The 11660-nt window shown below is 45.5% G+C and carries 7 protein-coding genes; all 7 read left to right on the top strand.

Translation table 11 applies throughout. From position 1 onward, the window contains the following. Positions 1 to 106: 106 nt before the first annotated feature. The 7 genes from dnm_RS18320 (at position 107) to dnm_RS18350 (ending at position 11438) form a co-directional block, all read left to right on the top strand. A complete protein-coding gene (locus dnm_RS18320; RefSeq protein ID WP_207678350.1) occupies positions 107 to 1678 on the top strand; it encodes an efflux transporter outer membrane subunit in 1572 nt (523 codons plus the stop codon). Continuing rightward, complete coding sequence (locus dnm_RS18325) at positions 1675 to 2814, top strand: hypothetical protein (protein ID WP_207678351.1); 1140 nt, start codon at positions 1675 to 1677, stop codon at positions 2812 to 2814. The genes dnm_RS18320 and dnm_RS18325 overlap by 4 nt, the downstream gene beginning before the upstream one ends. After that, positions 2814 to 4193 (top strand): beta-barrel domain-containing protein, encoded by a 1380-nt coding sequence (locus dnm_RS18330; RefSeq protein ID WP_207678352.1) that lies wholly within the window; start codon positions 2814 to 2816, stop codon positions 4191 to 4193. Before dnm_RS18325 ends, dnm_RS18330 begins: the two co-directional genes overlap by 1 nt. A 96-nt stretch (positions 4194 to 4289) precedes the next feature. Next, positions 4290 to 5042, top strand: coding sequence for a peptidylprolyl isomerase (locus dnm_RS18335; RefSeq protein WP_207678353.1), 753 nt, complete (start codon positions 4290 to 4292; stop codon positions 5040 to 5042). Positions 5043 to 5286: 244 nt separating this feature from the next. After that, positions 5287 to 8340, top strand: coding sequence for a peptidase domain-containing ABC transporter (locus dnm_RS18340; RefSeq protein ID WP_207678354.1), 3054 nt, complete (start codon positions 5287 to 5289; stop codon positions 8338 to 8340). 3 nt (positions 8341 to 8343) lie between these two features. Further along, positions 8344 to 9606, top strand: a complete 1263-nt coding sequence (locus tag dnm_RS18345; protein ID WP_207678355.1) for a sigma-54 interaction domain-containing protein — start codon at positions 8344 to 8346, stop codon at positions 9604 to 9606. A gap of 800 nt (positions 9607 to 10406) precedes the next feature. Next, positions 10407 to 11438, top strand: a complete 1032-nt coding sequence (locus dnm_RS18350; protein ID WP_207678356.1) for a DUF933 domain-containing protein — start codon at positions 10407 to 10409, stop codon at positions 11436 to 11438. Positions 11439 to 11660 lie beyond the last annotated feature (222 nt).

Genomic DNA, 11660 nt, shown 5'->3' on the forward strand with positions numbered 1-11660 from the left:
ATGATATGGTTTCATTTCTCTGACAGGTCTCAGGCATCAGGTGCCAGCTGTCAGATATTAAAAAATAATTTATGTTTCAAATTTTGAGTTATAAAGGAGGAATTCTATGAAAAAAGTGTTTAAGGTTGGCATCCTGATTTTAACTTTTATAAGTTTAAACTCATGCGCTGTGGGACCGGCGTACCATCGCCCTGAAATTCAAGAAAAAGACGCCTGGAGCAAATCAGGTGCTGCGGATTTGTCCCCCTCCGAAATTATTCAGGTCAACTGGTGGACAAATTTCAGCGATCCTTATCTGAACACATTGATAGAAGAAGCTGTTTCAGAAAGCCTTGATCTGAAAATCCTGTCCGAGCGAGTCCTGGAAGCGAAACTTACCACAGACCAGGAAAAAGGCGGGCATTTGCCGAATGTCAATTTTTCAACAGACACGAAATTTTACCGAGGCACACAGTACGGGTCAGAATCTTTTGATCAGCAAAATTTACACAATGAATCTGACCCATTTGATCAGAAAGATGATTCACAATATAATGCTCAAAACCTTGATAATAATACAAATCCTGGCGGATATCAATACATAAGTGCAGGAACTGATGTCAGCTGGGAAATTGATCTGTGGGGAAAAAAGAAAAGAAACCGTCTGACAGCAGAAGCAGGATATAAAGAAAGCAAGGTGAATTATCAGGGAGGATATCTGACACTGGTCTCGGAAATCGCACAGGCTTATTTTAATATTCGTCAGATAGACAAACAAAAGAATATCACACGGAAATTTTATAAAGATAACCTGAAGAGACGCTCCATTTATAAAAATCAGCATTCAGAAGGACTTATTCCTGAATGGAAAGTGTCAAGACAGGATGCTGAAGTAAAGAATTCAGAGAAAGAATTGTTGGAATTGGAACGAAACCGGAAGCGATTGGAAAATAAAATTGCAACATTGCTGGGCATGCCCGCGGGAGAAGGGGAAATACCGGATACCACATTATGGGGAGACCCGCAGATTGTCAGGATTCCTGTCGGAGTGCCTTCGGATCTTTTATCCCGCCGTCCGGATATCATTGCCGCGGAATACCGGGTGATCAAGGCGCATTATCGGGTAAATGACGCCATAGCTGACAGGCTTCCGTCCATATCTTTCAGTGGAAACGCGGGCTTGTCCGCTTCGGCATTGTCAACCTTTTTCAGCCAGTGGACATTGGGATTCGGACCGAGAATTTCATTACCCATATTTGACGCAGGTCGTCGGAAAATCCAGGTTTCTATTAACGAAGTCCAGCTGAATATCGCTGAAAATGAGTATCGTAAAACCATTATGAAAGCATTTGAAGAAGTGGAAAACCTGATGGCAGATATGGATATACGGTCAAAACAGAAGACGATTTTAGAAAAAAAGGTGGCGCATATGAGAGAGATTCACGCACAGACCCTTGCCAAATTTGAGATGGGGCTGATCTCTCAGTTGGAAATCCTGGACGCGGAACGGGAGCTTTTCACCTCTGAAAAAGCACTTTTGGACCTTCAGCGTTATATGTTGGATGATACGGTTACGTTGTTTAAAGCCTTGGGAGGCGGCTGGCCTGAAGAGACCTTTATGAGCGATTCAGTTCCCTCTGAAGACGAGAACAAGGAAAAATCTTCTGAAATTTTAAAAACTTCGGAAATGAAGGTATGAACGCTATGAAATCAGATAACAAAGATAAAACAGTTTACATAAGCAGCCCTTTATCATTCCTTAACTTGCTTTTTTGCGGATGCAAATCACAGAGAATCCGGCCGGGTGATGGTAAAAAGAGAAGACCCGGCAGACCATGGCTTTCTTTTTTCAAGACCATACTCGCGGAGTTTTGGGGTAATTCGGGGGATGCTTATAAACACAGGCGATGGCTGCTGATTTCTCTGACTCTTCTTGTGATGACAGCAACCGGATGGATAACAGTTTTCAAATCATCCGAACATAAAGCCATGAACCTGATGGAGCAGGGAAAATGCAGAGAATGCCTGGCATATGTGGAGAATGTGCTGCGTGAGAACCCCCGGAATAAAAACTTGTGTAAAATCGAAACAGAGGCGATTGTCAAAGATATTTTGCATCATGGCTGGGCACAGCAATTAAAGCACGGACATTTCAGCGAGGCACGAAAATTTCTTGAAGATATGACAAAACAAAACAGTGATCTTCCTGAGAGACTGAAAACAGTCAGACTTTTGAACTGGATTGCGGAAATTGAGGAATATTTTTTTGAGCGCAGTCCCGGAACACCCATTGTCATATTCCAGGATGAGATTCGCACAGAATCGCTTCTCACTCAGTGGGACAGAGAAAAAAATGATATTCGTTGTCTTCTTAACCAGATAGGGAAAGAAAACACGGAATTGCCACCAGATCGTATTTACCGCTGTTTGGAAAGACTTCAGGCTCAGAAACGCCTTTATTCCGGTGTGATTCAGGATTTTAAAACCACTATTGATAAGATGTTGGACACGGACAGGCCATCGGCACTGATGTTGACGATAAACGAATTTAAACGAAAATTTCCGGCGATCGGGGGTCTGGAAGCCTTAAACGAGGATTTGGCAAACTATATGAGGCTCCGGGAAAAGATAAATTCAGAACAATGGCCTGAAGACCCCGGAGTGCCGGACAATCTCTGCTTTCAAACAGAACCTTTTGTTGCCAGAGTTGACACGCTTCTCAGTACCCGAAAGGAACTGAGGCATGCCCGCTCTACTTTCAGAAACAATAAAAATCATACGATATCATTAGCAAAACTCAGATTATCATCCGAATCTTCAAAGGAAAATAACTGATGTTAGCGAAAAAAAAATCAGAACATTTTACAGATGCACTTGAAGAATGCGGTGCAGAAGGATTTGAGATTCTTACAAAAAAATCCTCACCTTTTGTTCACGGAGTTATCTATATACTCATAGGACTCCTGTTCGCCGTGTTTGTATGGTCTTTCTATGGAAAAGCCAATGTAGTTATTATGGCGCAGGGAAAACTTGACGCCAACTCAGAGATGATTCGTGTCTATACACCGACGCCCGGTGAGCTGATTGACATTTATGTGAAAGAGGGAATGCCGGTATCCAGGGGCGATCTTCTGGCCCGCATCAAGGCAGCCGGGGCTATCAGAGCCGCGGCCGACGCTGACCAGGCAAAAATGCAGCTTGAGAAGGCCGAGCTTGAGAAAAAAATTTTTCCACAAAAAAAGAGACTCTTAGAAAAAGAGATCGAAAACATTAAACAACAGCTCAGACAGAAAGGGAAGGATTACAACCAGCTTAAAAAGGAGAAATTTCAAAATCTTCCCACAACTCAGAAGCACCAGTTGAAGAAAACCAGCCTCAGCTTCGAGGAAGCTGAAAATAACAGGGACATGGCAAAACGGGCCTATGAAAAATATGTGAGGCTATATGAAACACCGGGAAACGGAGGTGTTTCCAAAAAAGAAGTTGAAGAGAAAGAACTTCAGTATATTAAAGCTGAAACGGCTTATCAGAATTTGAGGATTGACGTGGAGAAGCTGGAGCTTGAATTCAGCAAGCAGGAAACCCAGGCCGGTAAAAAACTCGGAGATGCATATATCGCACTGCTGACCTTGCGGTTCCAACGTGACAGCAAGATAATGCAGATGGAAAACGAAGAAAAACAGTTAAATATGAAATACCGTTCTGCCCATGCCGCATGGGAGGCTGCGTCTGTGGTAACATTTGATGATCTTGACGAAGATAATTTTCTGAAAGTCCGTGCCCCGGTATCCGGTGTCATCACTTATGTTGCTTCCACCCAGCGAGGAGAAAAAGTGAAATCAGAAGCCCCTCTGGTTTCCATAGCGCCAGCGGACGCTGAAAAAATTTTGCGCATTAATATCCAAGATAAGGATCGGGGGCTTCTCAAGGCAGGTCAGTCGGTAAAATTAAAATTTGCAGCATTTCCTTATCAGCGATACGGATTCATCAAAGGCACATTGGAATACATATCTCCCAATGCAGAATCCTCAAATGAAGGATCGCCTTTTTATAAGGGGCGCGTGGGGCTGGAACAGGATTATTTCATGGTAAATGACAAAAAAACAGAATTAAAATATGGCATGACCGCCGAAGCAGAAATCGTGGTTCAGAAACGCCGGTTAATAGACTTGGCGTTGGATCCCTTCAGAAAATTTAAGGGAATTGAAAATTGAAAATTATTGAAATTCGGAACAGTCATATCTGCTTGAAAATCCGAATGTCAAGTTTCGGGGTTCAATTCTCAATTATCAATTATCAGGGGAGGATAAATGAGTACATTACTCAAAATTGACGAAGAAGCTATTTCAGCAGACCAGTTTATAAAGTTTCTTAAATTTTCCAATGAATTTTCGGAACTGATGAAAAAGCTTATCCGTAACAAGGTGACTGTCCATGCAGCAAAAAAAAGGGGCATAACTGTCTCAACGGAAGAAGTTCAGCAGATGGCCGATGATTTCAGGCGGTGCATAGGGCTTCACCGGGCCAAAGAGACCCATGAATGGATCGAGAGAATTGGTATCACTCCGGAGGATTTTGAGACTTTTATCACGGAGCATGTTTTTAAGAAAAAGATGATTGACACGCTTACCACCGAGGAGGCTGTGGCCGCGTATTTTAATCTGAACGCACCCAGATTTGATACAGCGGATATCAAACATATTGTCGTGGAAGGCAGAGAAAAAGCAATGGAATTCATTGCACTGCTGGATGAGGAACCGGAGAATTTTGATGAATTTGCCAGAGAATACTCTCTTGATGATGAGACAAAAAATACAGGCGGGTATATCCCGGAAGTAAGGCGGGGGATATTGCCCGATGAGGTTGAAGCAAAAGTTTTCAACGCGTCTGCGGACGATATTCTCGGTCCTTTTCAGGTGGGCGAGGAAGAATTGTATGAGATCATCCGGGTCACTGCCATACATCCGGCCAGATTGGACAAGTCCGCCAGAGAAAAGATATCCGAAGCGATTTATGACGAATGGCTGAATGAACGTCTGAAAGAACACTCTGTAAGGTTTTAGTGAGAAATGAGAAGTCCGAACCCTGATTAAAGTGAATGAAACGAAGCCGGGTTTTTCACGCCCTGAGATGAAAAAAGACCCGTTTAAAAAACCCGGCTTCCCAGTTATATTTTCATGGTAAAAAATTTCCCGTGATTAAAGATCGCCAGCGGAAATGGCTGGTTCATCCCGTGAATCTTTTAATCCTTTAATCAGGGTTCAGAGAATATGAAAACAAATAAATACCAATAAAGGAGACCTTCCGTTGAGAACGTCATCCATCATAAAATTCCTTGAAAGTGTGGAGGTTTTTTCCTCTTTTAATCCCAACGAGCTGAAATATTTAGCCATACATGCCCAGAGCAGTCAGTATGATTTCGGGACAGCCATTTTGAAAGCCGGCGATCCCGGGCAGGGTCTGTGTCTTGTCAAATCAGGCAAGGTCAGGCTTTTCACTGAAAGCGAAGGCAAAGAAAAGAGCTTCGGTATTCGGGGGCCAGGAGATACTTTCAACGAAATCTCGGCATTGAAAGAGACGCTGACAGAGTATTCTGTACGGTCTTCGGCTAAAACAGAAATTCTGTTCTTCTCTCGCGAAGTGATCATGGATTTGTTGAACAGAAACGAGACCGCCCGGCATTTTATGACACGATATGTTGCTTTAAAGGTCACAGGCGGTTTTGTAACTCATTTTTTTAACCTCCGGTCCAAGGTCAGCCGAACAGAAATTCAGTCCATTATTGAAGAACTGGGCGTCAGACGCGTACAGGCCGGGCAGGAAATTCTTAGCCAGGATTCAGCCGAGGACCGGAGTTTGTATATTGTCCGACACGGCGAGATAAATATCGTCAGGGAGGAAGAGGGAACAACATATCCTTTAAAAGTCCTGGGAAGCGGAGAAATCTTTGGCGAAAAAGCATGTCTCAAATATTCGGTTCAGCAGGCTTCCGCTATTGCCAAAACGGACGCAGTTCTCATGGTGGTCCCTCAAAAAACAGTTCATTTTATTATAAAAAACAATCCGGATATCCGTAATGTTCTGGAGGATCGCATTGCTTTTACGGAAAAAGAGATTGAACGTCACAGAAAACTTGCGGAAGGCAGAAAAAAAGGGTTTCTGTTTGATACCCGGTCCAAGTCCAAGTCAGGAGAACAAATTATAAAGCGGTTTCCCTTTGTGGAACAGGCCGAACAAACAGATTGCGGGGCCGCGTGCCTGGCCATGATCTGCAAGCATTACGATATTCCCATGACCCTCGGCAAACTGAGGGAAATGGCCAATGTGACCACCGACGGTGCCACCATGGACAGTCTTGCCCGCGTGGGCGAATCCCTCGGATTTGTCACCAAAGGGGTCAAATGCACATACAACACCCTGCTGGGATTTGATCTTCCGTTCATTGCCCACTGGGAAGGATACCATTATATTGTTGTCTATGGTGTCTCTAAAAACCATGTATGGGTCGCGGATCCGGCTGTGGGATTCAAAAAAATGTCCTTGTCGGCGTTTGAGAAAGGATGGACAGGAAACTGCCTGCTGTTCTCAGCCACGGACAAACTCGCGGAGATTGCAGTGGAACAGTCTCCCTGGCTCCGTTTTGCAGGCTATCTCAGACCCTTTAAAAAAGTTTTGCTGGACCTGTTTTTTGCAGCTCTCATTATTCAGATACTCGGACTCGCGCCGCCCCTGATTATCCAGAATATTCTGGACCGGGTGGTGGTCCATCAAAGTCCTGATCTTCTCAATGTCATGATTTTAGGGCTGGCGATCACAATGATATTCAGTCATCTTACAGGATTCCTCAGCGTTTATCTCTCAAATTTTATGATCCGGAAGCTGGATTTCAACATGATATCTCACTTCTACAAATATGTGCTGTCACTCCCCATCAGTTTCTTTGCCAAACGCAAGACCGGTGATATCATCGCCCGTTTCCATGAAAACAATACCATCCGCCGATTTATGACGGAGGGGAGTATCAGCACGGTTTTAAACACGCTGATGATTTTCACATATTTCACGGTGATGTTCATTTATAATGTCAAACTCACCCTGATTCTGCTTGCGTTTGTGCCGCCAATTGTTCTGCTGACCCTGGCTGCGACGCCCAAATACAAAGATTATGCCCGGCGCACCTTTTACGCGGGAGCGGATGCGGAATCCATGCTTGTGGAGACTTTGGGAAGTGCGGAAATTGTCAAAGGCATGGGGGTTGAACGGGCCATGCGCCTGAAATGGGAGAAGAAATATTCAAAAACCCTTGATCTTCGCTATCGTGCGGAAATGTTCACCGCCCTTGTAGGCATCTTCAGCGGCGTGTTCAAGGCAGGGACCCATCTGACGCTTTTGTGGGTCGGAACCCGGATGGTGCTTACGCAGGAACTCAGTATTGGTCAGCTGATGGCGTTCAACGCGCTGATTGGCAGTGTCATGGCTCCGATTATGGGCATGGTGGGAATTTGGGACGAACTTCAGGAAGCCCTGGTTTCAATGGAGCGACTGGGAGATGTATTGGAACTGGAACCTGAACAGAAACCGGAGAATATCTCCTCCAGGGTCATCCTCCCGGACCTGAAGGGTGACATACGCTTTGAAGATGTTTATTTTCGCTACGGAGATAAGACGACCCCTTATATTCTGAAAAATATCAATCTGGAAATAAAGGCCGGTTCAACCGTGGCGGTTGTGGGACGCAGCGGGTCCGGGAAAAGTACATTTGCCAACCTGCTGATGGGCTTTTACAAACCTGCTGACGGCAAGATTCACGTGGATGACTACGACATTAATATGCTTGATATGGAATATTACCGCAGGCAGATCGGCTATGTCATGCAGACCAACTCGCTTTTTTCAGGGACGGTTTCTGAAAATATCGCCATTGGTGATCAGAATCCGGATCCCCGACGAATTACAGAGGTCGCCAAACTGGCGGATGCCCACGGATTCATCAGTAATCTGCCTTTGGGATATGAGCAGATGGTGGGGGAGCGAGGCACGGGCCTTTCCGGGGGACAGATTCAGCGTATCTGCATTGCCCGCGCGCTGTATCATAATCCCGGGCTTCTGATTTTTGATGAGGCCACTTCTGCCCTGGACAGTGAATCTGAAAACCATATTCAGATGAGCATGCGCGAAATCCTCAGAAAGCGGACCGCGGTCATCATCGCACACCGCCTGAGTACCATCATGAATGCTGACAGGATACTGGTGTTGTATAAAGGAACCATTGTGGAGCAGGGAACACATCAGGAATTATTTGAAAAAGGCGGCATGTATTTTCAGCTTATTCAAAAGCAGATGGGAGGCATTGAAAACTAAAAAATGAAATTTTATACTTCTCCTTCATTTTCCCGTACATTGGAGCGTCTTGAGATTGTCCGTTCAAGCCTGCGATGGACGCCTCAGCTCAACCGTGCCGGTATTCAGAAAATTCTCCGTCAGACCAATGAATTACGGCAGGATATCCTGCTTCTCTCAGGAGAGGAAAGATACAAACAAAAGCTTTGTGAAAGGATATCTCAGCAGAACACCCCGACAGGGCAGCGTCGGCAGGCGCTTTCAGACCGCAGTTTTGTGTTCGAAGGGGTGTTCGGGGATAATCCCAAATTATTGGAAGTTCTGGAAACACTTGAAAAAGCGGCAGGAACCGATTTACCTGTCCTGGTGGAAGGCGAAAGCGGGACCGGAAAGGAATTGCTCGCCAAGGTCATCCACGCCAACAGCAACCGCTCTGAAAAACCCTTTATTTCCGTCAACTGCGGTGCCATTATTTCCACGTTGCTGGAATCCGAACTTTTTGGTCATGCCAAAGGCGCGTTTACCGGAGCGGACAAAGCGCGTAAGGGAAAATTCGAGGCTGCTGACAGCGGGACCATTTTTTTGGATGAAATCGGAGAACTTCCCCCGGAGAGTCAGGTGAAGCTTCTGCGGGTGCTGCAAAGCGGAGAGATTCAGCGGGTTGGCTCAGATGAGGTGATTTGTGTAGGTCCCCGGGTGGTCGCGGCCACCAATCGTAATTTGTATGAGATGATGCTGGAGGGACGTTTTCGGGAAGACCTTTACTATCGTCTGAGCGTCATCAGCGTGACTCTGCCGCCCCTGCGTGAGCGGCGTGATGAAATACCGCTGCTCATAGACTATTTCTGTGCGGAGGCATCAAAGGAACTGAATCGCTCAAAGGTAAATCTGTCGCCGCGGCTTCGGCATTTTCTGATGAGCTATGCCTACCGGGGCAATATTCGGGAACTGCGTAACATCATTTATCGTATCTCCTGCCTGTCCGATGATGTGGCGGATCTGAAACATCTGCCGGAAACCATACGCCCGACCTCGGCAAGCACCGAGGAAACAAAAACAACAGTGTCTGAAACAAGTCTCACACTGGATGAAGTCAGGAAGGCGGCCAGCGACGCTGCTGAAAAGGCATTCCTGGAAGAACGGCTTATTGAGACAAAAGGGAATGTGACCGCGTTGTCCAAACGGCTGAATATGAATCGGTCGTATTTGCAGACTTTGCTGAAAAAACAGGGGATGAGGGCTAAAGATTTTAAGATCAGAACGCATGAGAAAAAGAAACGTGCCTGAACCACGGATTAAGATGGATTTCACGGATTTCACGGATAAAAAAAATCTGTGTAATCCGTGTAATCCGTGGTTCAAACCTGCCTTCGCCCAGATGAATGCCGGACGGGGTTGCAAACCCCGTCCGGCAAACGATTTCACGGATTTCACGGATAAAAAAAATCTGTGTAATCCGTGTAATCCGTGGTTCAAACCTACCTTCGCCCAGATGAATGCCGGACGGGGTTTGCAACCTCGTCCGAAATGTTTGGTGCCGGTGATCAGAAAACCTCTCGGACGGAGTTGCAAACCCCGTCCCGCAAAAGGCAACCAAACCCCATCCCGCAAAAACCCCGTCCCGCAAAAAGGGGTTGCAAACCCCATCCGGTAGCCTTCGCCTGATACATATGTCTGCAAACCGCGTTCTGCAAACATGACAACATTCTGTTTTTATTATTATTTAAAGACATATAGTCAGATTTGTTTTTCAAAAACCGGGCCGGAAGTCCGAAGAAGCTTTACTAAAAAACAATAGTATGGTATCTTTTTTTATCATCTGACGCTACTGGCGGGCTGATCCGGGGCGTTACCCCTGGCTGTATCAACTCGCCCTTTCAGGTCTTTTACAAAATGTTTCCGATCTGCTGACTATCAGCAGATCGAAAATGACTGAAAATTCAGGCCCCGTTCGTAGTTCCGCCTTCAGGCGGTCTCTGTGAAATCAGAGACTTATACTCATAAGACAGACCGCCTGAAGGCGGAACTACGAACTTTTTCAATCTGCTGACTATAAGAAATTTATATAATAACAGGAGGTAAAAAAAATGAAGCTTGGAATTACGGGACTTCCCGGATCAGGGAAATCAACAGTATTCGAAGCCCTCACCCAGAACATCTCTGATGCCGGACATAAAGGAGAGAGCCGTATCGGTACGCTGCGAGTGCCTGATGCCCGTATTGATGTTCTGAGCGATATGTATAAACCCAAAAAAACGATTTATGCCCAGGTGGAATATTTTCTTCCGGATATCCCGGGACGTCATGAAAATAAAGCGGACCGAAATATCCTGAATTTGATAAGGGACTGTGACGCGCTGATTCATGTGGTCCGAAATTTCGGCGGATATGGTTTTGAAGCGCCCACGCCTTATAAGGATTTCCTCACGCTTGATCAGGAACTGGTTCTTGCTGATCTTGTTGTGGTGGAGAAACGTCTGGAACGAATGGAACTTGATAAGAAACGAGGCAAATCTGTTGAGCAGGAAGAACTCTCTCTTCTGAACGAATGCCTTAAAAAACTCGAAAATGAAATTCCTTTAAGAAAATTTTCAGAACTTGCATTTGCACATCTTCTGAGAGGGTATGCTTTTTTATCAGCAAAGCCCATGCTGGTTTTGTTTAATAACGAGGATGATGATGATCATATGCCGGAACCCAAAGACGCGGATTTCACAGAAAACAGCATGGTCATAAGGGGGAAGCTCGAACAGGAGCTTGCACAGATGACGGATGAAGAGGCTGAGGATTTTCTTACAGAGTTCAATATCACCGCATCGGCCACGGACAGGGTCATCAAACGCTCATATGAGTTGCTCGGACTGATCTCTTTCTTTACTGTGGGTGAGGATGAGGTGAGGGCATGGACCATAAAAAAAGAAACCCGGGCGCTTGACGCGGCCGAGGTCATTCATTCAGATATTAAAAAGGGCTTCATACGGGCAGAGGTCATCTCATACGATGATCTGATGGACGCGGGGACTTATCAGGAAGCAAGAAAAAAAGGAACAGTACGACTTGAAGGGAAAACATATGAAGTACAGGACGGGGACATTATCAATTTTCGCTTTAATGTCTGAAAAAAGAGACACACCTCCGACATATCGGTTCTCCGCCGACGGTTCTTTTCCCCTGATGCATAAGTTTTTTGTTCGTGCATAGGAAATTATCTGATTATAACGGATTTAGGGGAGGCCGACCAAGCCCTGTAAGTGCGGCATATTTGCAGCAGCAGCTACAAATATGTCGCCCCCCGCGGGGCTTTTAGCAGCCTCCCCTAAATCCGTTATAATCAGGAAATT

The sequence above is a fragment of the Desulfonema magnum genome (genome assembly GCF_017377395.1).
GTDB classification, from domain to species: Bacteria; Desulfobacterota; Desulfobacteria; order Desulfobacterales; family 4be13; genus Desulfonema_C; species Desulfonema_C magnum.